Raw genomic sequence first — 24,499 nt, 5'->3', positions numbered from 1 at the left:
CATGAAAATCTATGGGCTGACCGGATCGATCGGCATGGGGAAGTCGGCCGTGGCCGCCATGCTGCGGCGGGAGGGCGTGCCAGTCTTTGATGCGGATGCGGAGGTGCATCGGCTGCAAGGGCCTGCGGGCAGGCTGTTACAGGCGATCGAGGCGCGTTTTCCCGGGACGACCGGGCCTGCGGGCGTCGACCGGGCGAAACTCGGGGCGGCGGTGTTCGGGCATCCCCAGGAACTCAAGGCGTTGGAAGCGATTGTCCATCCGGCAGTCAAGGAAGAGCGGATGGCTTTTCTGCGTCGGCATCGCTCGCGCGCCTTTGTCGTGCTGGACATTCCGCTGCTGTTCGAAGGGCATATGGAGCGCAAGCTGGCAGGCGTCATCGTCGTGACGGCGCCAGCCTGGAAGCAGCGCAAGCGCGTGCTGGCGCGCAAGGGCATGACGGTGGAGAAATTCCGCAGAATCCTGCACTTGCAGACGCCCGATGCTGAAAAGCGGCGGCGGGCAGACTATATCATCCATACAGGCACCACATTTGCGGCCACGCAGCGCCAAGTGCGGCGCTTGGTTGCTTGCCTTGGATCAAAGACGGGCCGATAAGGTACGGGCCGACAGGGTGAGCCGCAGAGTCGGCATGAAGAGGTCAATGCGCGAAATCATATTCGACACCGAAACGACTGGATTTGACCCCGCTTCCGGGGATCGAATGGTGGAAATCGGGTGCATCGAACTCGTTAATCGGGTGCCCACAGGCCGCACCTTCCATGCATATTACAATCCCCAGCGATTGATGCCCGCCGCCGCTGAGGCGATCCACGGGCTGTCCGACATATTCCTGAAGGACAAGCCGCTTTTCGCCCATGGCGTGGAGGAGTTGCTGGACTTTCTGGAAGACAGCCATCTGGTCGCGCACAATGCGCGGTTCGATTTCGGCTTCCTCAACCATGAGCTGAAGCTTTGCGGTCTGCCGGAAGTCGGCATGCACCGGATGATCGATACCGTCGCGATCGCGCGGCAGCTGCATCCGGGCGCCAAGCATAGCCTAGACGCGCTATGCACCCGCTACGGCATCGATCGCAGCCATCGTGTCAAGCATGGCGCCTTGCTGGACGCCGAATTGCTGGCGCAACTTTATATCGAATTGAGAGGAGGCCGTCAGATCGGCCTTGGTCTTGCACAGGAGGAAGAGAAAGACGCCATTCGGGTGGAACTTGCGGCCAATATCGCGGTTCGCCCTGTTCGTCCCGCGCGGGTTTTCACGGCCAGCGCGATGGAGCTGGAGAGGCATGCAGCGTTTGTCGCGACGCTGGAAAAGCCGCTCTGGCTGGAGGAGGCTTGAAGGCTGGTTTGACATGCTGCCCTTCACGCTTCGCCCAACCGGACTGCCTCCCGCAGCCCGGCAAGAACAAGGAGAAGGCATATGGATATTCGTGTTTCCGGGCATCAGGTCGATACGGGCGACGCTCTAAAAGAGCATGTGGCGACCCGGTTGGAGGCGATGGCCGAGAAATATTTTTCGCGCACGATTTCCGCCCAGGTCACGTTCCGGCCTGCGCCCCACGGGGCTTTCCACTGTGATATTGTCTGCCATGTGATGACCGGCCTGATCCTCAAAGGAGCGGGCGAGGCGCAGGAAGCGCATCCGGCCTTCGACCAGGCGGCAGAAAAGATCGAGCGGCAGCTGCGGCGCTACATGCGCCGCCTGAAGGACCGTCATCCCCAGGCCGTCGCGGCCGAGGCGCAGCGGGCCAATGGCTATGACCTCAACGGATTGGATGGCGCGGGCTATACCATTTTCGCTTCGTCGCCAGAGGAAGAGGAACCGGCTGACGCACCGTTGATCGTGGCGGAAACGCGGGTCGATATTCCCGAAGCGAGCGTTTCTGACGCGGTGATGATGCTCGACCTGCGCAACACCAACGCGCTGCTGTTCCTGAACGCGGGCACATCGGCCTATAACATGGTCTATCGCCGTCAGGATGGAACGATCGGCTGGGTGGAACCACGGGAGCAAGCACGCGCCTGACCATCGGGCCCGGTCCCGGGCCGCCATTGACCCGAAGCGGCAGGCGGCTTATGGGGCCGGGCTTTATATCCCCGGGCACGCGTGATCAAAAGGGGCGTGGCGCGCGCCCGGCTGTTCCAGGTTGGTCATGGTTCATTTCAACGACATCGTCGCGCCACAAGCACTTGCAACGGACGTTTCGGCTAACGGCAAAAAGCCGCTGTTCCAGAAGATCGCGCAACTCGCCGCTTCCGCTTACGGGCTGGATGCGGCCGCGGTATCGGATGCTCTGTTCGAACGGGAGCGGCTTGGATCGACTGGCTTTGGCGGCGGCGTTGCCATTCCGCACGCGAAGATTCCCGGCCTGGAACGGATGAGCGGCGTCGTGGTGCAGCTCAATCCACCGCTCGCCTTCGATTCGGTCGATGACGCGCCGGTGGACATCGTCTTCGCCTTGCTTTCCCCTGTGGACAGCGGGGCGGAGCATCTGAAGACATTGGCCCGCGTGTCGCGCTATTTGCGTGACGAGGGACATGTCGCGCGGCTGCGGGGGGCGAAATCGGCCGAGGCGCTGCATGCGCTGCTGGCTGGCGGCGAAGCGCGTGACGCCGCCTGACATGGCCGATGTGCCGAGCGGCGAGACAGCGCATTTTCGTGCGCTGGAGAATCTCTACCGCTCCGCACCGATCAACCGGATGTTCCGGTCGGAACTGACGATTGCCGAACCCGGCCGTTCCATCATCGAATTCGATGTCGATGAAGAACAGTTCCATGCGGCAGGCGCTGTCCATGGCACCGTCTATTTCAAGATGATGGACGATGCGGCCTTCTATGCGGCGAACAGCCTGGTCAGCGATCGTTTTCTGCTGACGACCGCGTTCAACCTGTTGTTCACCCGGCCCATCGGACCAGGGCGAATCCGTGCGGAAGGCCGTTGGATCAGCGGCAAGCGGCGCGTGTTCGTCGCCGAAGCCAGCCTGGTCGATATGGACGGCGAAGAGGTCGGCCGGGGAACGGGCACTTTCATGCGGTCGCACATCCCGCTGTCGTCATTGCCCGGTTATGCAGGCTGACCGGCTGACCAGCGCGATGCTGATCGGCGTGCTGGTAAGGCGCGCAGCGGCGGCAGGGGGCTTCGCCACGGTGCTGGTCAAGGGCGACGAGATCAGCGGTGTGATCCTGATCGAAGCGGCGGAAAAAGGGCAGTTTGCGGGGCTGTTCGAACGGGTGTCAGACTTTGCCGGCGGGTACAGGATGGAACGGTGCGGGCCTGCGGCGGAAGAGGGAACCGATTCCCTCAATCAATATCTAGCGAGGCGGAGACGTTCGGACCCCGATCTGTGGGTAATCGAACTCGATATCGCGGATGCGGAACGGTTCGCCGCTGAAACGATCTGCTAATCGTTGACTCCCCGGCTGGTCAAAGGCACTGGCCCCTCCCAACGCTTAACGCGCAGGTTGCCAAATTCGCCCGTGGGGGGCGGGGGAGGTAAACACGCAGACGGGGGGCGGCCTGACGTCGATAGTTGTGTAGGGTTTTTCCTGACGTCCCTGGCCAAGAACCGCATGTTTCTGAGTTGTAATGAGTTTTCGTTTGAAGGCCGCGACTGCCGCGGCATTTGCCCTGACCGCCACCGTCGCGGTAACTGCGGCCGACATGTCGAGCGCTAGCGAAGTCGCTCCATCGGTCGTCTCCCTTCCGGGAAATCAAGAGCTGAATGCAGCTCCGGCGGCTTCCAAGCCCGCTGTTGTTTTCGCCGCGCCGCGCGAAGTCGCTCAGCCGCTGGCCAATCTTTCCGACAGCGCCGATGTGCGCGCCGACAATCTGTCTGCCCTGGTCGCCTCGCACGGCGAAGCCGAAAGCGTCGATGGTGACATGAAGTGCCTGGCTGGCGCGGTCTATTTCGAATCCAAGGGCGAAAGCCTGGAAGGCCAGCTGGCCGTCGCTCGCGTGATCATCAACCGGGCGAAGTCGGGCCGTTTCGCCAGCAGCCTGTGCGGTGTCGTCTATCAGCCGGGCCAGTTCAGCTTCGTGCGTGGACGCGGTATGCCCGCCATTCCGATGGCGAGCGAAAGCTGGCGCGAGGCGGTTGCGATTGCCCAGATCGCCATGCAGGACAGCTGGAACAGCAAGGCGGAAGGCGCCCTGTTCTTCCATGCCCGCCGGGTTTCGCCGGGCTGGGGCAAGCGCCAGCTCGCCGCGATCGACAATCATATCTTCTATCGCTGATCCTCGGGTCCCACATCACAAGGACAGCGGGCCGGTTCAGGAAACTGAATCGGCCTTTTCTTTTGTTCCCTTCCTGTTCTAAAAGCTGAGCCATGAGTCCGGCTTCTTCCCTGCCCGCGCCTGATGAGGGCTGCTCTCCACTCACTGACGGCACCGCCTTGGCCGTCGCGCGCGGGACCCTGCGGCTGTTCTTTCGGCACGACATGAGCGGAATATTGGAAGTGCCGCTGCCCAACGGCCGCCGTGCCGACATCATGGCGCTGGATAGCGCGGGACGCATCACCATCGTCGAAATCAAATGCAGCCGCGCAGATTTGCTGGGCGACATGAAATGGCCCGATTATCTCGATTATTGCGACCGCTTCTTTTGGGCGGTGCCTTCCGGCTTCGACTTGTCGCTCTTCGACAGCGAGGCGCTGTGGCCCGCGCGCACCGGCCTGATCGTGGCGGATCAATATGATGCGGAATTGCTGCGGCCTGCGCCGGTGGAGCCGCTTGCGGCTGCGCGGCGGAAGGCCGAGACGCTGCGCTTTGCGCGGCGAGCAGCGCGGCGGCTGACCGCGCTGGCGGACCCGGACCATGCTGCGGAATTGGGGTGGTGAGCGTTAGCCGCCACCACCTTCATCCTTATCGAGGGCGCGTGCCCCAATATTCGTCGGCCAGGAATCGGTTGAGCGCAGTGGAACCCTGCCGGGCCGCAGTTCGGGCCATGTGGCGGCGGATGTCGTAGCTGCTGTTGGTCAGGCTGCCATGAAATGAGTCCAGCGCCTTCTTCATGTCATGGGGGGCATGCGTATAGGGCTGGAATATATTGCCGAGTGCCTGTTCCCAGGCTTTTTCGATATCGTTCTTGCGCTCCATGACCGGCCTCTCCAGGCTTTCAGGATTATGGAGAGAAGATGGGAAGGCGCGGGGCCGGAGACAAGGCGGTTCGGGCTGAGCTTGTCGAAGCCCTTTTCCTTTCTTGAAGGAAGTAAGACCTTTCGACAGGCTCAGGGCGAAAAGTGGACGGGAGACTTAGACTAGCGCGTCCGTTGTAGACCGCGGGCTTGGCAACTTTAAAAAGTCGGACCCTGGACCGGACCCGATGGCGTGGCCTTCGGCTTGGCAGCTGCCAGTGCTTCGACGATTCCCGAAGTGCGGGCGTCCCGTTCAGCATAATCACGCGCGGACATGCCAGCGATCGTGTCGCGCTTGTCGGCATTCGCTCCCTGCGCGACGAGCAGGCGGACCATCCCGATGTCGCGTAGCTGCACCGCGCGGATCAGCGGGGTTTCGCCGCTGCCATTGGTCTTGTCGATCTGCGCGCCGTTGCCGAGCAGCGTGCGGACGCCATCCTCGAAACGGGCCTGCACCGCATTCATGAGCGGCGTGTTGCCGCGATTGTCGGCAAGATTGGGATTGGCGCCCTTAGCGAGGAGGAAGGACAGCCATGTATTATCGCGCCGGGCGATGACGAGATGCAGCGCGGTCTCTCCGCTGGTGACATCGCGGCTGTTGATGACGGTCGATCCCGGCTTCTGGATCAGGTCGGTGACTTTCTGCCCATCGGCGTCCTTCACCGCCTTCAGAAAATTATAGGCGTCCGAAAATTGCGCCTGCGCCGCGACCGGCGAGAGCAACGTCAGCGCCAGGGCAGCAGCGCGAGCCGCACCCATCCAAGCCGGAAAAGCCTTCATCATCGTCCTTGAGCCCCGTTGGCATTTGCAATGGCGCCCATAGCAGGGCATGGCTGGCGGCGCCATGAACAAAGCGATCCGTCCCCTCATCCTGCCGCTCATAGCGCTGCTGGCCGCCTGCAATATGGGTGGCGGCGGCAACGCATCAGGCGAGGCGGAGAGCATGCGCGGTGATCTGGCCGGAGCGCGCATCGGTGCGCCTTTCACCCTGACCGACCAGGATGGGAAGAAGGTGCGGTGGGACGATTTCAAGGGCAAGTACCGGCTGGTCTATTTCGGCTACAGCTATTGCCCCGACGTCTGCCCGCTGGACTTGCAGCATATCATGCAGGGCTTTTCGCAGTTCGAGAAGGCGGATGCGGCACGCGCCGCGAAGGTCCAGCCGATCTTCATCAGCGTCGATCCGGAGCGCGACACGCCGGCCGTGCTGAAGACCTATGTCGCGGCGTTTCACCCCCAGCTGATCGGCCTCACCGGTACGCCGGAGGACATCGCGAAGGTGGCGAAGGATTTCGTCGTCATCGCCAACAAGGAAAAGGCGGAAGGAGCGAGCGGCTATCTGGTAAGCCATAGCCGCACGCCTTATCTGTTCGGGCCAGACGGTCAGCCCGTGGCTCTGGTGCCGGTGGATGATCCGGGAACGGCGGACAAGCAGGAAGGCACGGCGGATGATGTACGTGCCTTCCTGGAAAAATGGGTCAAGTGACGGTTTGAACTTCTGGGAAAAGCCCCTCGACAAGCTGGACCGCGCGGAGTGGGAAGCGCTGTGCGACGGGTGCGGCAAATGCTGCCTGCACAAGGCTGAGGATGACGATACGGGGCGCGTCTATCCGACCAACGTCGCCTGCCGTTTGCTCGACCGGCATAGCGGGCAGTGCAGCAATTACAGCGAACGGCGGCGCTTCGTGCCCGATTGCGTCCGGTTGACCCCGCAAAAGGTGAAGACCATCAGTTGGCTTCCGCGGACTTGCGCCTATCGGCTGCGGGGCGAGGGCAAGCCGCTGCCGTCCTGGCACTATCTGATCAGCGGCGATCGCGAGGCGGTGCATCGTGCGCAGGAATCAGTGCGCGGCTGGACGATTGCGGAGGCGGACGCGGGCGATTGGGAAAATCATCTTGTCGACCGCGAACTCTGACAGCAGCATCACGATCGACGGGGTTGCCGTTCCTGTCCGCATCCGCCGGTCAGCGCGGGCCAAAGCTTATCGTCTGTCGCTCGACCATGCGCGCGGGGAATTGCGGTTGTCGCTGCCGATGCGGGCCAATCTCAACCGCGCGCTGGGGTGGGCGCAGGGGCATGAAGGCTGGGTCCGGACGCAGATGGCGGCCCGGCCCGCGCTGGTGCGATTAGAGGATGGGACATGCTTTCCTCTGGAAGGGCGGGAGGTCCGCATCTGCTGGATGGCGGACGCGTCGCGTACGGTGCGGATCGAGGGCGACCGGCTGACGCTTGGCGGCGTGCGCGAATCGGTGGGGCCGCGTGTGCTGCGCTGGCTCAGGGCGCGGGCGAGGGGGGTGCTGGAAGAGGAAAGCCATGCGATGGCGTGCGATCATGGCCTGATCGTGGCGTCGGTCGGCATAGGCGATCCGCGCAGCCGCTGGGCCAGTTGCGCGTCGAGCGGGGCGATCCGCTACAGCTGGCGCTTGATCCTGTGCCCGCCGCATGTCCGGCGCGCGACGGTGGCGCATGAACTCGCCCATCTGCTGCACATGGACCACAGCCCTGCCTTTCATGCGGCCCATGCGCGGATATTGGGGGAAGATCCCAAGCCCGCACGCGCCTGGCTAAGGGAGCATGGGTCGGGGTTGCACCGCTATCACGCCTGAGATGAGGCGGTGTCACCTTCTGCCACGCAGACATGCGCGGCGTCTTGACGATGGGCGAGGCCACAGCTGCGGCAGATGATGTGGTTGCCGGGCGTCAGGCCGTGGCCGACCGACACGCGTTCATCGAACACATAGCAGTCGCCCTGCCATCGGCTCTGGTCTTCCGGCATTTCTTCCAGATAGCGCAGGATGCCGCCGCGCAGATGATAGACATGCTCAAAGCCGCGCGAGCGCACCAGCGCCGTCGACTTTTCGCAGCGGATGCCGCCGGTGCAGAACATGGCGATGCGCGGCTCGCGGCCGTCTTCGCGCAACTGCTCGGCAAAGCGGTCGAACCAGGCGGGAAATTCGCGGAAGGAGCGCGTGCCGGGATCGATCGCGCGGTCAAAGCTGCCGACGGCAACCTCATAGGCGTTGCGGGTGTCGATCACGATCGTGTCGGGATCGGCGATCAGCGCGTTCCATTCGGCCGGGTCGAGATAGCGCCCGGCTTGGGAGGCGGGGTCGAGGTCGCCTGCGCCCAGCGTCACGATCTCCGCCTTCACCTTGATCTTCATGCGGGCGAAGGGCGGTTCTTCCGCCGTGGCGAATTTGACGTCGAGATCGGCGCAGCCCGGAAGCGTACGGATATGGGCGAGGAGGGCGTCGATCGCTTCGGCATTGCCCGCGACCGTGCCGTTGATGCCTTCGCGCGCAAGGATCAGCGTGCCGCATGTGCCGAGCCGCGCGCATATTTCGCGCAGCTCAACCGCCAGAGCTTCAGGATCGGCAAAGCTGGCGAAGCGGTAAAGCGCGGCGATGGTGAAGGGCGAAGCCATGGCGCGCCCATAGCGGCTTCAAACCGCTCTTGAAAGGGCGGGCGCGAGCGCGCATAGGCGAGCCATGGTTCCCTTTTCGTTCGCGGGTCACGAATTCATGGCTTTGCCGGAGGCGGCGCTGTTCTGGCCCGCCCGATCGGCTTTGCTGGTGGCGGACCTGCATTTCGAGAAAGCGAGCTGGTTCAGCCGGTTCGGCCAGTTCCTGCCCCCGCATGACAGCCAGGCGACGCTGGACGTGATCGAGGCGCTGGTGGCGCGGACGGGCGCGCGGGCGGTGTGGTCGCTGGGGGACAGCTTTCACGATGCCGATGGCGCGGCGCGGCTGCCGTCCAGGGCCCGCGAGCGGCTGGAGGCGCTGACGGCGCGGCTGGATTGGTTGTGGATCACTGGAAATCATGACGCCGGCATGGATGCGACGCCGGGCGGGCGGCGCGTCGTGGAAGCCGAGGTCGATGGCATCTGGCTGCGACATGAGGCCGATCCGGTCGATCCGCGCCCGGAAATTTCAGGCCATTTCCACCCCAAGCTCCGCCTGTCGTTGCGTGGGCGGCGGGTGTCGCGGCGGTGCTTTGTCGGCTCTTCTTCCAAGCTGATTCTGCCTGCTTTAGGCGCGCTAACCGGCGGGCTGGACGCAGGACATGGCGAAATCCGTCGCGCCGTCGGGCCCGGCGCCATGGCGATGGTGCCGGTGGCCGACCGGATGCTGCGTTTCCCGCTTGGCTAGCAACGCTACGGAAACGTAGCGTTAAGCTGTTGCTGCTAAGCCACAGAAGCCTGTAATCAGGTAAACCAACGGACGCAAAGGGTTGGAAAAGCTGGCTTGCCTTGCCTTTGGCCTGCTGTGTCCGCATAATCGCACTCCGTAGACGACATGGGACAATCATGCGCTGCAGGAGAGGAAAGGGTCTCATGAGCAAGAAGAATCTTTGGCTGTTGTCCGCCGGCATGATCGCGCTGGCTGGATCCGTATCCCATGCGCAGGCGCAGGAAACCCAATCGCAGACCAGCGCGGCAGAGGATGAAGGCATCATCATCGTAACGGCGACGCGCCGGGCCAGTCCGCTGTCGGACGTGCCGATCGCGGTATCCGCCGTGACGGCGCAGGCCATGCAGAATAGCGGCGCCAGCGATATCCGGTCGCTCAACCAGCTTGCGCCATCGCTGCTGGTGTCTTCGACCGGGTCGGAAGCCAATGCGTCCGCCCGCATTCGCGGCATCGGCACGGTCGGCGACAATCCGGGGCTGGAAAGCTCGGTCGCGGTGTTTATCGACGGCGTATACCGTTCCCGCACTGGCGCGGGCCTCAATGAACTGGGCGAGATCGAGCGCGTGGAAGTGCTGCGCGGGCCGCAGGGGACGCTGTTCGGGCGCAACGCCTCGGCTGGCCTCATCAACGTGATCAGCAAGGCGCCGGAGTTCGAATTGGGCGGCAAGGCCGAGGTCACCTACGGCAATTATGACTATTGGCGGCTCGCCGGGCGCATTACGGGGCCCGTATCCGACAAGCTTGCGCTCAGCCTGGATGGGGTCTGGTCGAAGCGGGACGGCTTTTTCGACCTGGTGGACACCAGCGGAAACAAGGTTGGCGAGACCAATGATCGCGATCGCTATTTCCTGCGCGGGCAGGCGTTGTTCGAACCTAATGACGCGCTGTCGATCCGGTTGATCGGCGATTATACCAATCGTGACGAAAGCTGCTGCGGCGCGGCCTATATCGAGACGCGCGAGCGGCGGCCGGTGGCGGGCGGCGGGTACAGCACGGCTCCCTTCAATCGTATCGCCGCGATCCTGGCGGGACAGGGCAGTGTCTTCCCGTCCGATCCCTACGACCGCGAGCTGACGATCACGCCCGGGCGCGATTATGTCAGCAAGGTCAAGGATTGGGGCCTGTCGGGCGAGGTCAATTACGACTTGGGCGGCGCGAAACTGACCAGCATCACCGCCTATCGCGATTATAAGAGCCAGGACTATGGCGATTATGATTATAGCGGCGCTGACCTGCTGTACCGCGATCCCAGCACCTACCGTCAGTTCCGCACCTTCACCCAAGAATTGCGCGCGCAAGGCTCCGCCTTTGGCGAGGTTCTCGACTGGCTGGTCGGCGGCTACTATGCGCATGAGAAGCTGACGCTGGAGGACAATATTGTCTTCGGCGACGACTATGGCCGCTTTGCCGCGTGCCGCCTGATGGCCGGGGCTGGGGTCAACAGCAACCTGACGGCGCAGCAACTGGCGGCGTGCGGTAGTGGCCTCGCGACACAGGCGCTGATCAGCGGGACGCAGGCGCAGCTCAATGCGGGTCTGACGCCTGCGATCGGTGCTGGCGCCGCGGGCGCACTTTCAACTGGCCTTGGGAACGGGCTACGCGCATTGGCGGCGATTCCCGGCGGCACGGGCGATCTGGCGTCGGTATATCGTCAGAAGAGCGAAAATTGGGCGCTCTTCACCCACAACATCATTCACATCACAAAGCAGCTCGATCTGACGCTGGGCCTGCGCTACACGCATGAGACAAAGCGTTTCTCGGCAGATTTCAGCAATAATAACGGAACTTGCGCTGCGTTGCAGGCGCGCAATCCCGGGGCGCTGAACGACCTGTTCGAGATCGCCACCACCCCTGCATTGGGGAGCGCCGCCGCGTTGGCGCAGGGTATATTGACGCTGGGTTGCCTGGGCAACAGTTCGACCGGGCTCAATACGCTGAACCTCAACGACAGGATCAGCGATGGCGAGTTTTCCGGAACGGCCGTGCTGTCATGGAAGCCTTTGGACGAAATGCTGGTCTATGGCAGCTATTCGAAGGGATATAAGGCGGGCGGCTATAATCTCGATCGGTTCCAGCTTGGATCGACCGGGCTGAACCCCGTTCCCGCCGTCTTCTCTCCGCGCAGCAATGCCGATGTGAGCAGCCTTCGCTTTGCCGCGGAGAAGGTCGATGCCTTTGAAGTGGGGCTGAAATATACCCAGCCCAAGTGGAGTGTGAACATCGCGGCGTTCCGGCAGGAGTTCAAGAATTTCCAGCTGAACACCTTCAACGGCACCAGCTTTGTCGTCCAGAACATCAATGGCTGTGATGGATCGCTTTCGGCCGGCCGCACCTGTGACAGCGATGATGTCGGACCGGGCCTGATCAGCCAGGGCGTCGAACTGGAACTGTCGGCGTCGCCAGTACGCAATGTCCGCGTGGCGGGCGGATTTACCTATGCGCGGGCGAAATTCGCCAACCGGCTGGTGGGCAGTGGCGACGGGTCCGTACCGCTCGATCCGGCGTTGTTCCTGCTGCCGGGATCGCTCAACAGCCAGGCGCCTGAGGTGGTGACGACGGTCAGCGCATCTTGGACGCCGGAGATCGGCTCCTCTGGGCTGTCCGCGCTCTTCTATATCGACGGGCGCATGACCAGCGACTTCAACACGGGGTCGGACCTGTTCCCCGAAAAGCGGCAGGATGGCTTTGCCGTGTTCAACGCGCGGGTCGGCATTCGAGGACCCGAGCAGCGCTGGGCAGTGGAATTCTGGGGCCAGAATATCTTCAACCAGGATTATACCCAGGTGGCGTTCAGCAGTCCGTTGCAGTCGAGCAGTCCTTCGACATCGACGACGGGTCAGTTCGCGCTTGGCGCGCCAATGGCAAACCAGCTTATCTCGGCCTATCTGGCTGAACCCCGCACCTACGGCATCACCCTTCGCGGGAGTTTCTGATCATGCCTCTCCCGCTCGCCGGAACAGGGCGGGCGGGAGAAGGCCTTTCGCCGAACAGGGCCGTGCCGACGCGAATATGGGTGGCGCCCAGCATGATCGCCGTTTCGAAATCGCCCGACATGCCCATGGATAGCTGATCCATGCCCTCGTCCCGGGCGATCTTTGCCAACAGCGCGAAATAGGGCGCGGGCTCGACGTCCGCTGGGGGGACGCACATGAGGCCGGACACGGGGATGCCAGCGTCGCGGGCGGCGCGGATCAGTGCCGGGGTTTCCGCGATTGGGCAGCCGCCCTTCTGCTCTTCCGCGCCGATATTGACCTGAATGAAGCAGGGGACGCGCTTGTCGGCCGCATCCATCGCCTTGCCGAGCGCGGTGAGCAGGGAAGGGCGATCGAGCGAATGGATGACGTCGAACAGGGCGACGGCGTCGGCCGCTTTGTTCGATTGCAGTTGGCCGACAAGATGCAGGGAAAGGCCGGGGGTTTCCTCTCGCAGCATTGGCCATTTGGCCTGGGCTTCCTGAACACGGTTTTCGCCGAATATGCGCTGGCCCGCGGCGATGAGCGGCCGGATGGCGGCGGCTTCCTGCGTCTTGGAGACGGCGATGAGGGTTATATCATCGGCGGTGCGGCCGGTGAGGCGGGCCGCACGCCCCATGCTGTCGCGCAGGGCGTTCAGCCGGTCGGCGGCTTCGATGCTGTCGGTCGTCATAGGGGCTGCTATAGGCGAGGGCGATGAGAGCCCGCTACGCTAAAAATCTGCCCTCGATCTGGCTGGTGACGGACGAGCGCGTGTCGACCGAGGCGCTGCTGGCGAGCGCCGCGCGGTTGCCGAAGGGGCAGGGAGGCATCCTGTTCCGCCATTATCATACCAGCGTGGGTGCGCGACGGGACCTGTTCCACAGGCTGGCGCAGGTGGCGCGGCGGCGGGGTCTCATGCTGCTGTTGGCGGGATCGGCGCGTGAGGCAGCGGCCTGGGGTGCCAATGGCTGGCATGGGCGGGGATACTGGCGGGCGGCGCGGCCTCTGGTTCGCAGCATGGCCGTTCACAATGAGCGCGAATTGCGAGCGGCCGAGCGGGCGGGGGTGGACCTTGTCTTCCTCTCGCCGCTCTTCGCGACGCGGTCGCATCCGGGGGGGAGGGTGCTGGGGCGGGCCGCTTTCGCGGCTCTGGCGCGCAGGGCAAGGGTGCCGATCGTCGCATTGGGAGGCGTTCGTGCGGAACATCGGCTGATGCTGAAGGGGATCGGCGCTTCGGGCTGGGCGGCGATTGATGGTCTTACTGAGGGATCATAGTGGCTTGCACAGGAGTGAATTCTCCCTCTCCCCTTCAGGGGAGAGGGTTGGGGAACGGGGAATGTTTTGGATCTTGGCCGGTAGACAATGCGCCCCAGGCCTGTTGGTTTTCCATAGCGCTCACCCCCACGAGATCCCAACATTCTCTGGGATGACGGGGGAGTGGCTCAAATCATAGGTGGAAGGCAGCTGGGGACCAGGATCAGAACTTGAATACGGTGCCCAGATACACCGCCTGATTATCCTGACGGTCGTCGGTCATCGGGGTCAGGCGGCCGATCACGCTATTGTTGTAGCGAAGACCAGCGGTGACGTTCAGGTTGCGCGTCAGCGAATAGGAGCTGGCGAGATCCAGCGAATAATCCTTGTCCGCGTTCGGGTTGCGGATCGCGGTGCCCGGATCGCGGCGGCTTTCGATCATCACCTTGGTGCTGAAACGATTCTTGCCCTGATCCAGCGAGAAATTCTTCGCGCCAGCCATCTGCTCGATCGAAACCGGGTCCAGTTCCTTGCGACCCACCGCTTCGGGCAGGGCGAACTTGCGCCAGTTATGCGCATTGTTCAGGCTGAAGGCGACGGGCGCGATACCGACCGGGTCGATCGTGCGGCTGACCGTCACGCGATCATTAAGATCGGCCGCACGGACCATGACCGTTACCGAGCGCTGTCCGCTGAGCGAACCGCTGGTGGGCGTGAACTTGAAATTCTGACGTCCAGCCGAGGCTGCGATGCGCGCATAGGCGGCAGCCAGACGTGGATCCTTGGTCGTGGGCGTGAAGGAGGAGATGCTGCCCAGCGCGCCGAGCGAGACCGGGACATCGGCGCGGAGCTTCACAAGATCGGTGGCAGCGCCAATGGCAGGAGACAGCATGAAGCCAGCGACGGCAACTGCCGCGCCCGCTAACGCCAAATGTCCCCTATTCATGCGCATCACACGAATCTCTTCCCCACCGACTAATTTTTTAAAGCTGTACACCTATGTGCCTGCGATGGGTAGTGCGTCATGACCTTTTTGTCCGCGCTGTTGCACGGAACACACAGAGTCCAAACGCGCGAGGCGGCCAAGCGTTTCAGCGGCGACGACGGCCCCCTTGCCCATTGCCACGGCTTCTCTATAGATGCGGGGCGTTTTCTTCAAATATGGGACATATCCTGATGGTCCGCCGCCTACCCGCTCCTGTTTCCGCCGGTCTGCTGCTGGCCGCGCTTCTGCCGCTCGCCGCGTGCGGTGGCGGGTCCAAGGAGCGGCCCAAGGCCGACCTGGCCGCGTCCAAGGTGACGACGATCGGCGTCAACAGCTATCTGTGGCGCGCCACGCTGGACACGCTGTCCTTCATGCCGATGGTGCAGACCGATTCTAACGGCGGCGTGATCGTCACGGACTGGTACGCCAATCCGAACACGCCCAACGAGCGGATGAAGCTGACCGTGTCGATCCTGGACCAGGACTTGCGCGCCGACGCGCTGCGCGTCGCGGCCAGCCGCCAGGTGAACCAGGGCGGCCAGTGGGTCGATGCGCCGGTGCAGGCTGCGACCGTGCAGAAGCTGGAAGAGATCATCCTGACCAAGGCGCGCGACCTGCGCCGCATGGCCATTGCGGGATAAGCCATTCCCTTCAAAGGATTTCCTGAATAACTGGGGCTGGGCTTGTCGAAAGCTCAGCCCGCCTGCATTTTGAGGACTTGGAATAGATGCAAAGGCGCTTCAACCCGCTGGAGGCCGACGCCCGCTGGCAGTCTGTCTGGGACGAGAAGCAGACGTTCAAGGCGTCGGATACGAGCACCAAGCCGCGATCCTACGTGCTGGAGATGTTCCCCTATCCGTCCGGGCGCATCCACATCGGCCATGTCCGCAACTATTCGATGGGCGACGTGCTGGCGCGCTTCCGCCGGATGACGGGGCATGAAGTGCTGCATCCGATGGGCTGGGACGCCTTTGGCATGCCGGCCGAAAATGCGGCGATGGAAAAGAAGGTGCATCCGGGCGACTGGACCCGATCCAACATCGCGACGATGCGGGCGCAGCTGAAGAAGCTGGGCTTCGCGCTTGATTGGAGCCGCGAACTCGCGACATGCGAGCCGGACTATTATGGCCATGAACAGGCGCTGTTCCTGGACATGATGGAAGCGGGGCTGGTCTACCGCAAGGAAAGCGCGGTCAATTGGGACCCGGTCGACATGACCGTGCTGGCCAATGAGCAGGTGATCGACGGCAAGGGCTGGCGTTCTGGCGCGCCGGTAGAGAAGCGCAAGCTCAGCCAGTGGTTCCTGAAGATCACGCAATTTGCCGATGACCTGCTGAAGGGGCTCAAGACACTCGACCAGTGGCCCGAAAAGGTGCGGCTGATGCAGGAGAACTGGATCGGCAAGTCGGTCGGCCTGCAGTTCCGCTTCCAGCTGGACGAGCCGGTGGACGGCATCGAGGAACTGGAGGTTTTCTCCACCCGGCCCGACACCATTTTCGGCGCGAGCTTCGCGGCGATCGCGGCGGATCATCCGATCGCGCTGGCGCTGGAGGCGAAGGATGCGGGGCTCGCCGCCTTTGCGGAGGAATGCCGTCATAGCGGCACCGCTGCGGCGGAGATCGAGACGCAGGAGAAGAAGGGCTATGACACCGGGCGTTCGGTGATCCACCCCTTTACCGGCCGTAAGCTACCGCTGTTCGTCGCGAATTTCGTGCTGATGGAATATGGCACGGGCGCCGTCATGGCGGTGCCGGGTCATGACCAGCGCGACCTGGATTTCGCCCGCAAATATATGCTGCCGGTCGACCGCGTGGTCGCTGCCGAGGGCGATGAGGACAAGGGCATCGGTGACGAGGCCTATGCTGGTCCCGGTCGTCTCGTAAACTCCGATTTCCTCAATGGCATGAGCGTAGAGGATGCCAAGAACGAGGTGATCCGCCGGGCGGAGAGCGAAGGGTGGGGCAACGGCACCACCGTGTTCCGCCTGCGCGACTGGGGCGTGTCGCGCCAGCGTTACTGGGGCACCCCGATCCCGGTGATCCATTGCGAGGATTGCGGGCCGGTGGGCGTGCCCAAGGATCAGTTGCCGGTCGTGCTGCCCGAAGATGTCAGCTTCGACATTCCCGGCAATCCGCTGGATCGTCACCCTACATGGAAGCATGTCGATTGCCCCAAGTGCGGCAAGGCGGCGCAGCGCGAGACGGACACGCTGGACACCTTCGCGGATTCAAGCTGGTACTTCATCCGCTTCGCCAGCCAGCCCAAGGACAAGCCCTTCGACCGCGAGACGGTAGAGAAATGGCTGCCGGTCGGGCAATATATCGGCGGCGTGGAACATGCGATCCTGCATCTGCTCTACGCGCGTTTCTGGACCCGTGCACTCCAGCATATGGGGCAGATCGGCTTTGCCGAGCCGTTCACCGGCCTGTTCACGCAGGGCATGGTGACGCACGAAACGTACAAGTCGCCCGAGGGCGCTTGGCTCGCGCCGCAGGATGTAGAGCGGCAAGGCGATAAACTGGTCATGGTCGAAGGCGGTGCTCCGGTCACGGTTGGCCGCGTCGAGAAAATGTCCAAGTCCAAGAAGAATGTCGTCGATCCCGATGACATCATCGCCCAATATGGCGCGGACGCGGTACGCTGGTTCATGCTGTCCGATAGCCCGCCGGAGCGCGATCTGCCCTGGACGGAGAGCGGGATCGAGGGCAGCTGGCGCTTCATCAATCGCCTGTGGAGGCTGTTCGGTGAGGCCGACAAGGCTGCCGAGGGGCAGGACAAGGCGCTCGACCGCAAGCTGCACCAGACGATCGACGGCGTGGCGAAGGATATCGAGGCGCTGTCCTTCAACAAGGCGGTAGCGAAGATCTACGAGCTGACCAATGCGGTGGAGAAGGCCAAGCCATCCGCCAGTCGAAGCGCGGCGATCCGGGCTTTGGCCCTTCTGGTCGCGCCGATGACGCCGCATCTGGCGGAGGAAGCCTGGGCGGACATGGGCGAGGACGGCCTGATCGCCGACGCAGCCTGGCCGCAGGTCGATCCGGCATTGCTGGTCGAGGATGAAGTGACGATCGCCTGCCAGGTGATGGGCAAGCTGCGCGATACCATTACCGTGCCCAAGGGGACGGCCAAGGAGGAACTCGAACGGCTCGCGCTGGCGGCGCCCAATGTGGCGCGGACGCTGGACGGCGCGACGCCGAAGAAGGTGATCGTGGTGCCTGACCGGCTGGTCAATCTGGTGATTTGAAGATCGCCGTTGGGGCTGAGCGGGCTTGGGCACTTTTCTTTCGAAGAGGAAGAAGGGGGCTTCGACAGCCTCAGCCCGAACGGATATAGGGTTGCTGATGAGATACGCTGTTCCCCTCTTGCTCCTCGCTACCCTTTCCGCCTGCGGGCTGCGTCCCGTTTATGGCGGCGGCAGTCATGGCGCTGTTGCGCAGAAGTTGGGTAGCATCGACATCGCGCCGATCGAGGGCAAGGCTGGTTGGCTGGTTCGCAACGCGCTGAACGATCGCCTGGCCGCGATGAGCGGCGAAGGACCGAGATATCGTCTGGTGGTGAAGCTGGATGACCAGATCAGCGGCTTTGGCCTGCGCGCCGACCAGGCGATCACGCGCGAGCGGCGGACCTTGCGGGCGCGCTATCAGCTGATTGATGACAAGGGCGCACAGATTATCGACGATACGGCGGGATCGGACGCGGGCATCGACGTCACGTCGAGCGAATATGCGACCATCGCGGCGGAAGACACTGCGCTTGAGCGCTTGTCGCAGACGATCGCGGATCAGATCATATCCCGGCTCGCCCTGTTCGCGGCGAGGGACCAGCGGCGTTGAAGGCCAATCGCGGCCAGATTGAAAAGGCGCTCGACGCACCCCCGGCCGATATCCGTTTCTTCCTGCTCTACGGCCCTGATGAGGCAGGGAGCGCCGCGCTAGGCAAAAGGCTTGAGCGGGCGATGGGACCCGAGGCCGAGCGCGTCGATCTGGACGGGCCCACTTTGCGGGACGATCCTGCGCGGCTGGCTGATGAAGCTGCGTCCTTTTCCATGTTCGGCGACCGCCGCTGGGTGCGGGTGAATGGCATGGGCGAGGAATCGCTGGCTGCCGTAACGGCGCTGCTGGAGGCGGAGGCGGCAGGCAATCCCGTGATCGCGACGGCTGGGGCGTTGAAGGGCACGTCGAAGCTTTTGAAGCTGGTGCTCGATAGTCCGCGAGCCATGGCGTTCATTTCGTACCAGCCGGATGCCCGAGAGGCCGAGCAGATCGCTGTCGCGGTGGCGCGGGAAGGGGGGCTGCGCCTGCCCAACGACCTTGCCAAGCGGATCGTGGACCTTACCAATGGCGACCGCGCGCTGATGAGCGGCGAGATCGAGAAGCTGATCCTCTATCTCGACGCCGCGCCGGATCGCCCTGCCGAGGCGACGGCGCAAGCAATGGATGCCTTGTCGGCCGACAATCCCGATGCGGACGCTGCTCCGCTGGTGAACGCGGTGCTGGGAGGCGACTTGCGCGCGATGCACCGGGAACTGGGCCGCCTGGGCGAGGCGGGAACAGCGATGGCCGCGGTGTTGCGTCCGCTGCTGACGCGGGCGATGCTGATCGCCAATATTCGTACGTCCTTCGATGAAAGCGGGCGGCTGGAAGGCGCGGTCGAGGCGGCGGGCAAGCAGGTGTTCTGGAAGGACAAGCCTGTCGTGACCCGGCAGGTACGGCTGTGGGACGCGCATGGCATCGCCCGCGTGATCCAACGTCTGGCGCAGGCAGAGCGGGCGAGCCGATCGGGCAGGGGGCTTGGCGACCTGATGGTGCGGCACGAACTGCTCGCCATTACCCGGCAGGCGGCGCGGGAGCGTTAGGCGCTTGATCGCAGGAAGAGCCGTCGCCATATTGCGGCCATGGACAAGCTCAACCTGACCGATGCCGAATGGCGCGAGCGCCTTTCCCCCGAACAATTTCATGTGTTGCGAGAGGCCGGGACCGAGCGGGCCTTTACCGGCAAATATAATGGCAACAAGGCCGATGGCGTTTATTATTGCGCTGGATGCGGGGCCGAACTGTTCGATGCCGAGGAAAAATATGACAGCGGGTCTGGCTGGCCGAGCTTTACCGCGCCCGTGGACATCGACGCGGTGGAAGAGGTGCGCGACAGCAGCCATGGCATGATCCGCACCGAAGTACGTTGCGCCAAGTGCGAAGGGCATTTGGGCCACGTCTTCCCTGATGGGCCGGGCGTCAACGGCCTGCGCTATTGCATGAACAGCGCGTCGCTGGATTTCAAGCCGCGCGACGAGGTTGAATAATCATTCATCGCCGGTAAAGCGTCGTCCCTCTTGAGAAACAGGCTCATGGGCAGGCTCGCGTCCGATTTGCGCTGGCGGCTCTATCAGTTAGCGCGTATCCGGGCGGGATAGATGGCACGATCAGGCAAGAGCAAGGACACGCCCGGGGGCGCGAAGCGGTGGCTCGTGAGGGCGTTCAAGTTCGGGCTGGTCGCGACCCTTGGCGCTTTGTTCGCGATCATCGTTGCGGTGGTGATCGCCTATCAGTCGCTTCCCAGCTATGAATCGCTGAAATCATCGCCCAATGGCCAGATGATCCGGGTCCATGCCGCCGACGGTAGCGTGATCGTCTCTCTGGGGCCGAGCTTTGGCCGCTGGCTGTCCTATGATCAGATCCCCACGGTCATGGTCGATGCGATGGTGTCGACCGAGGACAAGCGTTATTACATGCATCCCGGTGTCGACCCGATCGGCATGGCGCGCGCGACCTGGGTTGCGCTGGAGAACCGGGGCAAGGGCCGCCGCTGGCAGGGCGCATCGACCATCACCCAGCAGGTGACGCGCAACATCTTCCTCAACAACAGCTATAGCTGGGGCCGCAAGGTCAGGGAGATGATCCTGGCGCTGGCGCTGGAGCGGAAATTTTCCAAGCGGCAGATTTTGGAGCTTTATCTCAACAAGGTGTATTTCGGTGGCGGCGCGTATGGCATCGATGCCGCAAGCCGCAAATTCTTCGGTCATCCCGCGACCACGCTCGATCTGCCGGAAGCCGCGATCATCGCAGGCCTTGTGAAGGCACCGTCGAGCTACTCCCCCACCGCTGACGCCGAGGCGGCGATTGGCCGAGCGGGTGTGGTGTTGCAGTTGATGCAGGAAAATGGCGCGATCAGCGCGGCCGAGCGCGCGAGCATCGACCTGGACGACGTCAAGATGGCGCCGGAGCCGCCGCAAAACAGCGTCCGTTATTTCACGGATTGGGCTTTGCCGCAGCTCGACGTGCTCGTAGATGAGCCCAATGAACCGCTGGAAGTGTATACGACTATCGATCTAGGCATGCAGAAGGCTGCGACCGCGGCGATCCAGGCCAATGTGCCTCGTGGTGCGCAGGGCGCGCTGGTGTCGCTCGATCGCGATGGGGCGGTGCGGGCGATGGTCGGCGGGCTCGATTATGTGACGTCCAACTATAATCGCGCGACCACTGCGACGCGGCAGCCGGGTTCGGCTTGGAAGATCTTCGTCTACATGGCGGCGCTGGAGGCGGGTTACACGCCGGATACGGGCGTGACCGACAAGCCCGTCACGATCAATGGATGGAGCCCGCGCAACAGTTCCGGCCGCTTTTCGGGCGACATCGATGTGCGCACGGCCTTCGCTTATTCGATCAATACGGTCGCGGCGCAGCTGGGCGTGGAAGTCGGCTTTCCCACGGTGGCGGACATGGCGCGACGCTTTGGCGTGACGACGCCGATCAACACGCATCCCTCGATGGTGCTGGGCACGTCCGACGTGCGCCTGATCGACATGACGCGCGCCTTTGCCTCCATAGCGCGCAAGGGCGTGGCGGTGACGCCCTATGGCATCACCAAGGTAACGACTGCCGACGGGCGGCTGCTTTACCAGCATCAGGATGATACCAGCCGCGTGCTTGTCGCGCCGTGGGTGGCCGCGGGCATGACCGACCTCATGCAGACGGCGGTCAGCACAGGCACGGGCAAGGCCGCGCAGATCGGCCGCCCTGTAGCGGGCAAGACCGGCACGACGAGCAGCAACAAGGATGGCTGGTTCCTGGGCTTTTCCAGCGGCATCACGACGGGCGTCTGGATGGGCCGGGACGATGCGCGCCCTGTCGGCGTGTTGCAGGGGGGACGCGCGCCCGCCCATGCCTTTGCCGACTATATGAAGGTCGCGGTTTCGCGCCGCCCTGTGGAACAGTTCGAGACGCAGGTAACGCTGCCCGAATGGCAATTGGAGCCGGACGAGGAAGCCTATTATGGCGAGCCCGACAATGGATCGGGCGGTGGCATGATGGTGGATGAAAATGGCATGCCAATCAGCCAGGACCAGCAGCAGCAACAGGATGACGGCACGGAGCCGGACGACCAATCCGTCGAGCAGGCGCCTCCCGCCCGCACGACGCCGCCCCGGTTGGATCAGCAGTGGATCGACCAGGTGCTCGGCCGCGAAGGGCGGCGGCCCCCGCCGCGCTAACCGGCCTTACCCGGTGCTGGCCAGGCGCTGCCGGTCGAGGGCGCTCGCGCCCGGCATCAGGAAGTCGATTTTTCCCCGGCCGAAATCGATGGCAACGCGGTCGAACATCTTGAGCGCCTGAATGCCGAGCAGCAAAGTGGGTTTGTCGGCCAGGCCGAGTTCCCGAAAAGGCTGCGCATCGGCGAACATGACCGGCAGGTCGGTCAGAGAGATCGGCCCCATGCGGATCTTGCCGATGCGCCCGAGTTGCCCGGTCAAGGTCTCGCCCGTGACACTGATCAGGCTGACCTCGCTCATCGAGGGCGCGCGTTTCTTGCGGATCAGTTTGTCGCGCAGCGCCAGGTTGCCGACGCTGAGGTGTGTGCCGGTGTCGAGGATGATGTTGACCTTCAGCCCGTTCGCGTCGGAATGGAGCAGGATCAACTGTCCCTTGCGCCGCCGCGCCTCGACGATGATCGCATTGGGATCTCGCCATGAGGGACGGCTGGCGCCGATTTCCATGCGTCCGGTGCGGAAATTGAGGAGGAGACGCTTGGCATGCAGGCTGTCGAGCCCCAGCAGTCCAGCCGCGCCGAGATGATCAGCCTCCAAAACCGGAGCCTCGATATCGTCGATCATTTCCTTGCCATAGCCGAGGCGGGGGAGGGCAACCGTCCGCGCTTCGCTGCGCCCTGCCATGCTGACGATGGTGACGGGGCGGCGGGCGGGGAGGGCGAGTTGATCGGCAAGGTTACGGGATATGACGGTGCGTTGCGAGCCCGTATCCACGATGAAGTTCCAGGGGCCCCGGCCACCAATGTGGATCGGGATGGAAACACGGTCGTCGCTGGCGGCAAGGGTGCGGACAATAGCGGGCGGATCAAGCGCCGGGACGGGCTGACCGGCAGCGGGCAGGCAGAGCATCAGCATTGCCAATGGCGGGACGAGATACGCGTTTCTCATGCCCTTCGCCTCTTCAGCGGGAAGGCCAGATCATAGCATGGATGAGCGGCGCGGGTCCATTGCCGCAACTGTTGCACCATTTGCCGACAGGAGCGGCGGAGCGCGCATTTTCCGGGAACGGGACGCGACGCGGTGCCTTGACTTGCATGGGCGCTGATCGCTAAACGCGGACAGTCTATCCCGGCCGTCCCGCGCCGGAGTCCCGTGTTTCTCCATACCGGGCAGATCTCTCCTTTTCTATCGCAGTTTCGTTCCTCATCTCTCTCCATCGGACTCAAGTCGAATGCACCTTAAGGACCTCAAGAAGAAATCCCCCGCCGATCTTGTCACCATGGCGGAAGAATTGGGCGTGGAAGGCGCGTCGACCCTGCGCAAGCAGGACCTGATGTTCGCCATCCTCAAGGCCGAGGCGGAGAATGGCGAGCAGATCATGGGCGAGGGCACGATTGAAGTGCTGCCCGATGGCTTCGGCTTCCTGCGCAGCCCGGAGGCAAACTTCCTTGCCGGTCCCGACGACATCTATGTGTCGCCCAACCAGGTGCGCAAGTTCGGCCTGCGCACCGGCGACACGGTGGAAGGCGAAATCCGGGCGCCCAAAGATGGCGAGCGCTATTTCGCGCTGACCAAGCTGATTTCGGTCAATTTCGACGATCCCGAAGTCGTCCGCCACCGCGTCAATTTCGACAATCTGACGCCGCTCTATCCGACGCAGAAGTTGGTGCTCGACACGCTTGATCCCACGGTCAAGGACAAGTCGGCCCGTGTCATCGACATCGTGTCGCCGCAGGGCAAGGGCCAACGCGCGCTCATCGTCGCGCCGCCGCGCACCGGCAAGACGGTGCTGTTGCAGAACATTGCCAAGGCGATCACCGACAATCATCCGGAAGTCTTCCTGATCGTCCTGCTGATCGACGAGCGTCCGGAAGAAGTCACCGACATGCAGCGCAGCGTGAAGGGCGAGGTCGTGTCCTCCACCTTCGACGAACCGGCGCAGCGGCATGTGCAGGTTGCCGAAATGGTGATCGAAAAGGCCAAGCGCCTCGTGGAACACAAGAAGGATGTGGTGATCCTGCTCGATTCGATCACCCGTCTGGGCCGCGCCTACAACACGGTTGTTCCTTCGTCCGGCAAGGTTCTGACCGGCGGTGTCGATGCCAATGCGCTGCAGCGTCCGAAGCGTTTCTTCGGTGCGGCGCGCAATATCGAGGAGGGCGGTTCGCTCTCCATCATCGCGACGGCTCTGATCGACACCGGCAGCCGCATGGACGAAGTCATCTTCGAAGAGTTCAAAGGCACCGGCAACTCGGAAATCGTGCTGGACCGCAAGGTTGCGGACAAGCGCATCTTCCCGGCGCTCGATGTCGGCAAGTCGGGCACCCGCAAGGAAGAGCTGCTGGTCGACAAGGCCAAGCTCAGCAAGATGTGGGTGCTGCGCCGTATCCTGATGCAGATGGGCACGGTCGATGCGATGGAATTCCTGCTCGACAAGATGAAGGATTCGAAGACCAACGAAGATTTCTTCGATTCGATGAACCAGTAAGCGGAGTTATATCAGGCC

27 protein-coding genes are annotated in these 24,499 nt (G+C 63.3%); 21 read left to right on the top strand and 6 right to left on the bottom strand.

Going from position 1 to position 24,499, the window contains the following annotated elements:
• Position 1 precedes the first annotated feature (1 nt).
• The 8 genes from coaE to MU848_RS11450 all read left to right on the top strand — a co-directional run bounded on the left by coaE (position 2) and on the right by MU848_RS11450 (position 4,832).
• Complete coding sequence (coaE, locus tag MU848_RS11485; protein ID WP_247232070.1) at positions 2 to 595, top strand: dephospho-CoA kinase; 594 nt, start codon at positions 2 to 4, stop codon at positions 593 to 595.
• A 46-nt stretch (positions 596 to 641) separates the two neighbouring features.
• A complete protein-coding gene (gene dnaQ, locus MU848_RS11480; RefSeq protein WP_247232068.1) occupies positions 642 to 1,334 on the top strand; it encodes a DNA polymerase III subunit epsilon in 693 nt (230 codons plus the stop codon).
• Between the two features lie 81 nt (positions 1,335 to 1,415).
• On the top strand, positions 1,416 to 2,021 hold the full coding sequence (gene hpf / locus MU848_RS11475) for a ribosome hibernation-promoting factor, HPF/YfiA family (protein WP_097090558.1): 606 nt from the start codon (positions 1,416 to 1,418) through the stop codon (positions 2,019 to 2,021).
• Positions 2,022 to 2,148: 127 nt separating this feature from the next.
• On the top strand, positions 2,149 to 2,616 hold the full coding sequence (locus MU848_RS11470; protein WP_201515418.1) for a PTS sugar transporter subunit IIA: 468 nt from the start codon (positions 2,149 to 2,151) through the stop codon (positions 2,614 to 2,616).
• Positions 2,576 to 3,073, top strand: coding sequence for a PaaI family thioesterase (locus MU848_RS11465; protein WP_201515419.1), 498 nt, complete (start codon positions 2,576 to 2,578; stop codon positions 3,071 to 3,073). Before MU848_RS11470 ends, MU848_RS11465 begins: the two co-directional genes overlap by 41 nt.
• The gene (locus MU848_RS11460; RefSeq protein ID WP_247232061.1) at positions 3,063 to 3,401 is read left to right on the top strand and encodes a DUF1491 family protein; all 339 of its coding nucleotides are present in this window, start codon (positions 3,063 to 3,065) and stop codon (positions 3,399 to 3,401) included. Before MU848_RS11465 ends, MU848_RS11460 begins: the two co-directional genes overlap by 11 nt.
• Positions 3,402 to 3,582: 181 nt before the next feature.
• Positions 3,583 to 4,230, top strand: a complete 648-nt coding sequence (locus MU848_RS11455) for a cell wall hydrolase (protein ID WP_247232052.1) — start codon at positions 3,583 to 3,585, stop codon at positions 4,228 to 4,230.
• Positions 4,231 to 4,322: 92 nt separating this feature from the next.
• Positions 4,323 to 4,832, top strand: a complete 510-nt coding sequence (locus MU848_RS11450) for an MmcB family DNA repair protein (RefSeq protein WP_097090554.1) — start codon at positions 4,323 to 4,325, stop codon at positions 4,830 to 4,832.
• 25 nt (positions 4,833 to 4,857) lie between these two features.
• Here MU848_RS11450 and MU848_RS11445 read toward each other — a convergent pair whose 3' ends face one another.
• Both MU848_RS11445 and MU848_RS11440 read right to left on the bottom strand, forming a co-directional pair.
• Positions 4,858 to 5,091 (bottom strand): hypothetical protein, encoded by a 234-nt coding sequence (locus MU848_RS11445; protein ID WP_201515422.1) that lies wholly within the window; start codon positions 5,089 to 5,091, stop codon positions 4,858 to 4,860.
• Positions 5,092 to 5,288: 197 nt separating this feature from the next.
• Complete coding sequence (locus MU848_RS11440) at positions 5,289 to 5,912, bottom strand: ankyrin repeat domain-containing protein (protein WP_247232044.1); 624 nt, start codon at positions 5,910 to 5,912, stop codon at positions 5,289 to 5,291.
• A 46-nt stretch (positions 5,913 to 5,958) separates the two neighbouring features.
• On the opposite strand from MU848_RS11440, the gene MU848_RS11435 reads away from it, so the two are divergent.
• Genes MU848_RS11435 through MU848_RS11425 form a run of 3 tightly spaced genes read left to right on the top strand, consistent with a single transcriptional unit; the run spans position 5,959 to position 7,736 of the window.
• Complete coding sequence (locus tag MU848_RS11435; protein ID WP_247232042.1) at positions 5,959 to 6,615, top strand: SCO family protein; 657 nt, start codon at positions 5,959 to 5,961, stop codon at positions 6,613 to 6,615.
• A gap of 4 nt (positions 6,616 to 6,619) precedes the next feature.
• Positions 6,620 to 7,045: a YcgN family cysteine cluster protein gene (locus MU848_RS11430; protein WP_247232594.1), complete on the top strand. Its 426-nt coding sequence runs from the start codon at positions 6,620 to 6,622 to the stop codon at positions 7,043 to 7,045.
• On the top strand, positions 7,026 to 7,736 hold the full coding sequence (locus tag MU848_RS11425) for a M48 family metallopeptidase (protein WP_247232033.1): 711 nt from the start codon (positions 7,026 to 7,028) through the stop codon (positions 7,734 to 7,736). Before MU848_RS11430 ends, MU848_RS11425 begins: the two co-directional genes overlap by 20 nt.
• Here MU848_RS11425 and trhO read toward each other — a convergent pair.
• Positions 7,727 to 8,554, bottom strand: coding sequence for an oxygen-dependent tRNA uridine(34) hydroxylase TrhO (trhO, locus tag MU848_RS11420; protein WP_201515426.1), 828 nt, complete (start codon positions 8,552 to 8,554; stop codon positions 7,727 to 7,729). The two genes, MU848_RS11425 and trhO, sit on opposite strands and share 10 nt — an antisense overlap.
• 64 nt (positions 8,555 to 8,618) lie before the next feature.
• Between trhO and pdeM the strand changes: the two genes are divergently transcribed.
• Both pdeM and MU848_RS11410 read left to right on the top strand, forming a co-directional pair.
• Positions 8,619 to 9,278, top strand: coding sequence for a ligase-associated DNA damage response endonuclease PdeM (pdeM, locus tag MU848_RS11415; protein WP_201515427.1), 660 nt, complete (start codon positions 8,619 to 8,621; stop codon positions 9,276 to 9,278).
• Positions 9,279 to 9,463: 185 nt separating this feature from the next.
• Positions 9,464 to 12,253, top strand: coding sequence for a TonB-dependent receptor (locus MU848_RS11410; protein WP_247232031.1), 2,790 nt, complete (start codon positions 9,464 to 9,466; stop codon positions 12,251 to 12,253).
• Here MU848_RS11410 and MU848_RS11405 read toward each other — a convergent pair.
• Complete coding sequence (locus tag MU848_RS11405; protein ID WP_247232023.1) at positions 12,231 to 12,965, bottom strand: YggS family pyridoxal phosphate-dependent enzyme; 735 nt, start codon at positions 12,963 to 12,965, stop codon at positions 12,231 to 12,233. The two genes, MU848_RS11410 and MU848_RS11405, sit on opposite strands and share 23 nt — an antisense overlap.
• 23 nt (positions 12,966 to 12,988) lie before the next feature.
• Here MU848_RS11405 and MU848_RS11400 point away from each other — a divergent pair, with 23 nt between their 5' ends.
• On the top strand, positions 12,989 to 13,549 hold the full coding sequence (locus MU848_RS11400; protein ID WP_247232021.1) for a thiamine phosphate synthase: 561 nt from the start codon (positions 12,989 to 12,991) through the stop codon (positions 13,547 to 13,549).
• Between the two features lie 202 nt (positions 13,550 to 13,751).
• Here MU848_RS11400 and MU848_RS11395 read toward each other — a convergent pair whose 3' ends face one another.
• On the bottom strand, positions 13,752 to 14,480 hold the full coding sequence (locus tag MU848_RS11395) for a hypothetical protein (protein ID WP_097090544.1): 729 nt from the start codon (positions 14,478 to 14,480) through the stop codon (positions 13,752 to 13,754).
• 224 nt (positions 14,481 to 14,704) lie between these two features.
• On the opposite strand from MU848_RS11395, the gene MU848_RS11390 reads away from it, so the two are divergent.
• The 6 genes from MU848_RS11390 (at position 14,705) to MU848_RS11365 (ending at position 21,999) form a co-directional block, all read left to right on the top strand.
• Positions 14,705 to 15,154: a DUF3576 domain-containing protein gene (locus MU848_RS11390; RefSeq protein WP_097092617.1), complete on the top strand. Its 450-nt coding sequence runs from the start codon at positions 14,705 to 14,707 to the stop codon at positions 15,152 to 15,154.
• Between the two features lie 86 nt (positions 15,155 to 15,240).
• A complete protein-coding gene (leuS, locus tag MU848_RS11385) occupies positions 15,241 to 17,757 on the top strand; it encodes a leucine--tRNA ligase (protein ID WP_247232019.1) in 2,517 nt (838 codons plus the stop codon).
• Between the two features lie 97 nt (positions 17,758 to 17,854).
• Complete coding sequence (gene lptE, locus MU848_RS11380) at positions 17,855 to 18,346, top strand: LPS assembly lipoprotein LptE (protein ID WP_201515433.1); 492 nt, start codon at positions 17,855 to 17,857, stop codon at positions 18,344 to 18,346.
• Complete coding sequence (gene holA / locus MU848_RS11375; protein WP_247232017.1) at positions 18,343 to 19,368, top strand: DNA polymerase III subunit delta; 1,026 nt, start codon at positions 18,343 to 18,345, stop codon at positions 19,366 to 19,368. The genes lptE and holA overlap by 4 nt, the downstream gene beginning before the upstream one ends.
• Positions 19,369 to 19,407: 39 nt before the next feature.
• A complete protein-coding gene (gene msrB / locus MU848_RS11370; protein ID WP_097090540.1) occupies positions 19,408 to 19,812 on the top strand; it encodes a peptide-methionine (R)-S-oxide reductase MsrB in 405 nt (134 codons plus the stop codon).
• A gap of 111 nt (positions 19,813 to 19,923) precedes the next feature.
• Positions 19,924 to 21,999: a transglycosylase domain-containing protein gene (locus tag MU848_RS11365; RefSeq protein ID WP_247232013.1), complete on the top strand. Its 2,076-nt coding sequence runs from the start codon at positions 19,924 to 19,926 to the stop codon at positions 21,997 to 21,999.
• Positions 22,000 to 22,005: 6 nt separating this feature from the next.
• Here MU848_RS11365 and MU848_RS11360 read toward each other — a convergent pair whose 3' ends face one another.
• Positions 22,006 to 22,941: a retroviral-like aspartic protease family protein gene (locus MU848_RS11360; protein ID WP_380800716.1), complete on the bottom strand. Its 936-nt coding sequence runs from the start codon at positions 22,939 to 22,941 to the stop codon at positions 22,006 to 22,008.
• 283 nt (positions 22,942 to 23,224) lie between these two features.
• On the opposite strand from MU848_RS11360, the gene rho reads away from it, so the two are divergent.
• Positions 23,225 to 24,481, top strand: a complete 1,257-nt coding sequence (gene rho / locus MU848_RS11355) for a transcription termination factor Rho (RefSeq protein ID WP_097090538.1) — start codon at positions 23,225 to 23,227, stop codon at positions 24,479 to 24,481.
• Positions 24,482 to 24,499 lie beyond the last annotated feature (18 nt).

Origin of the sequence: Sphingobium agri, assembly GCF_023051225.1 — a bacterium.
GTDB classification, from domain to species: domain Bacteria; phylum Pseudomonadota; class Alphaproteobacteria; order Sphingomonadales; family Sphingomonadaceae; genus Sphingobium; species Sphingobium agri.
The sequence above is the reverse complement of the archived record's forward strand: the minus strand, read 5'-3'. Positions and strand labels throughout refer to the sequence as shown.

Bases quoted from the DNA above. Each gene is read 5' to 3' on its own strand.
- MU848_RS11465 (WP_201515419.1), top strand. From the start codon at position 2,576: ATGCGCTGCTGGCTGGCGGCGAAGCGCGTGACGCCGCCTGACATGGCC.
- MU848_RS11405 (WP_247232023.1), bottom strand. From the start codon at position 12,965: ATGACGACCGACAGCATCGAAGCCGCCGACCGGCTGAACGCCCTGCGC.
- dnaQ (WP_247232068.1), top strand. From the start codon at position 642: ATGCGCGAAATCATATTCGACACCGAAACGACTGGATTTGACCCCGCT.
- MU848_RS11410 (WP_247232031.1), top strand. From the start codon at position 9,464: ATGAGCAAGAAGAATCTTTGGCTGTTGTCCGCCGGCATGATCGCGCTG.
- lptE (WP_201515433.1), top strand. From the start codon at position 17,855: ATGAGATACGCTGTTCCCCTCTTGCTCCTCGCTACCCTTTCCGCCTGC.
- MU848_RS11460 (WP_247232061.1), top strand. From the start codon at position 3,063: ATGCAGGCTGACCGGCTGACCAGCGCGATGCTGATCGGCGTGCTGGTA.
- MU848_RS11435 (WP_247232042.1), top strand. From the start codon at position 5,959: ATGGCTGGCGGCGCCATGAACAAAGCGATCCGTCCCCTCATCCTGCCG.
- MU848_RS11390 (WP_097092617.1), top strand. From the start codon at position 14,705: ATGGTCCGCCGCCTACCCGCTCCTGTTTCCGCCGGTCTGCTGCTGGCC.
- MU848_RS11450 (WP_097090554.1), top strand. From the start codon at position 4,323: ATGAGTCCGGCTTCTTCCCTGCCCGCGCCTGATGAGGGCTGCTCTCCA.
- MU848_RS11440 (WP_247232044.1), bottom strand. From the start codon at position 5,912: ATGATGAAGGCTTTTCCGGCTTGGATGGGTGCGGCTCGCGCTGCTGCC.
- trhO (WP_201515426.1), bottom strand. From the start codon at position 8,554: ATGGCTTCGCCCTTCACCATCGCCGCGCTTTACCGCTTCGCCAGCTTT.
- MU848_RS11455 (WP_247232052.1), top strand. From the start codon at position 3,583: ATGAGTTTTCGTTTGAAGGCCGCGACTGCCGCGGCATTTGCCCTGACC.
- MU848_RS11395 (WP_097090544.1), bottom strand. From the start codon at position 14,480: ATGCGCATGAATAGGGGACATTTGGCGTTAGCGGGCGCGGCAGTTGCC.
- coaE (WP_247232070.1), top strand. From the start codon at position 2: ATGAAAATCTATGGGCTGACCGGATCGATCGGCATGGGGAAGTCGGCC.
- hpf (WP_097090558.1), top strand. From the start codon at position 1,416: ATGGATATTCGTGTTTCCGGGCATCAGGTCGATACGGGCGACGCTCTA.
- MU848_RS11360 (WP_380800716.1), bottom strand. From the start codon at position 22,941: ATGAGAAACGCGTATCTCGTCCCGCCATTGGCAATGCTGATGCTCTGC.
- rho (WP_097090538.1), top strand. From the start codon at position 23,225: ATGCACCTTAAGGACCTCAAGAAGAAATCCCCCGCCGATCTTGTCACC.
- MU848_RS11400 (WP_247232021.1), top strand. From the start codon at position 12,989: ATGAGAGCCCGCTACGCTAAAAATCTGCCCTCGATCTGGCTGGTGACG.
- MU848_RS11365 (WP_247232013.1), top strand. From the start codon at position 19,924: ATGGCACGATCAGGCAAGAGCAAGGACACGCCCGGGGGCGCGAAGCGG.
- MU848_RS11445 (WP_201515422.1), bottom strand. From the start codon at position 5,091: ATGGAGCGCAAGAACGATATCGAAAAAGCCTGGGAACAGGCACTCGGC.
- msrB (WP_097090540.1), top strand. From the start codon at position 19,408: ATGGACAAGCTCAACCTGACCGATGCCGAATGGCGCGAGCGCCTTTCC.
- MU848_RS11470 (WP_201515418.1), top strand. From the start codon at position 2,149: ATGGTTCATTTCAACGACATCGTCGCGCCACAAGCACTTGCAACGGAC.
- pdeM (WP_201515427.1), top strand. From the start codon at position 8,619: ATGGTTCCCTTTTCGTTCGCGGGTCACGAATTCATGGCTTTGCCGGAG.
- leuS (WP_247232019.1), top strand. From the start codon at position 15,241: ATGCAAAGGCGCTTCAACCCGCTGGAGGCCGACGCCCGCTGGCAGTCT.